We start from the raw sequence: 1,094 nt of genomic DNA, 5'->3' as shown, positions 1-1,094 counted from the left end.
AATGGATTACCATCCTTGTCATTCTCAAAGCTGGACGGTACATCACCGTAGTCATAGGTAGTCACTACATCGATTTGGTAGTCTTCTACCTCTCCGTTGGAGGCTGCTCCAAAGTCAGCAGCATTTGCTGTGCTTACAGCTCCGTTACCTACACTTCTCTCATCAATAAGAGCCCCGCCACTGGCAGCGGTGGTAAAGTCATTCAGGGAACGATCTGAAAGTCTGAGCCTCATATAAAGCTTTGAAGCCCCGGAAGCGATTGTTCCGGTCTGGGCCCCTGTCCAGCTTAACGTTTGGGTGGTAGAACCTACGGTAGAAAATGTTGTTGTGGCAACCTCTCCTACCTCAAACTTACCGTCATTGTTAAAGTCGATCCAACCATAAATATATTTTGTTGTAGCCACTGGATTGGTCACTGGAACTGATAAGGTGTAGGGTACTCCTTTTCTAATCTGGTTTACCGATACATCTATGGCATCTTCATCCAATCCATCTCCATTGCTGCCATTATTATTAGCTCCAGCAGCAACACTAAAAGGAACCTGTTCAACATCCGGAAGAATACTTCCTAGTGAAAGACCTGATAATTGTATATGTCCTGCAGGCAAGAAAACACCATCTTTCGAATTGTCATAAGAAACCGGTACATCTCCAAAATCATACAGATCTACAGGCAGTTGATAATCCTCAATCTCTCCGAATGCCGTGTTTGGATTATTCACAGCATTGGCTGCTGAAGTTGCTCCATTGCCAACACTTCTTTCATCAATTAAGGCCCCTCCGCTTGCTGCAGTGGTAAAATCTATTAAGCTTAAGTTAGAAAGCCTAAGTCGTAAATAAACTTTAGTCGTTCCGCTTGCAAGGGTAGCTGTCTGAGCAGCGGTCCAGGTAAGGGTAAGATTTGCAGCTGCAGCTGCAGCAGTAGTGGTACTTGCCACTTCTCCTATCTGGAAACGTCCGTCACCATTAAGGTCCAGCCATCCATATAAGTATTTTGTTCCTGTCAGGCTGGAAGGAATATTTACGGGAACCGTAAGACTGTAGGCTACTCCGCGGCTTACACTCGTCAAAGTGGTAAGACCATCTTCGTCAGC

Annotated in this window: 1 protein-coding gene; it reads right to left on the bottom strand. The window is 45.4% G+C overall.

The features are described from left to right. Positions 1-1,094, bottom strand: a 1,094-nt coding sequence (locus tag SCA31_RS22400) for a GEVED domain-containing protein (RefSeq protein ID WP_410699266.1), incomplete at both ends; no start/stop codon positions are given.

This window comes from Chryseobacterium sp. SIMBA_028 (genome assembly GCF_046535285.1).
GTDB lineage: Bacteria > Bacteroidota > Bacteroidia > Flavobacteriales > Weeksellaceae > Chryseobacterium.
The sequence above is the reverse complement of the archived record's forward strand: the minus strand, read 5'-3'. Positions and strand labels throughout refer to the sequence as shown.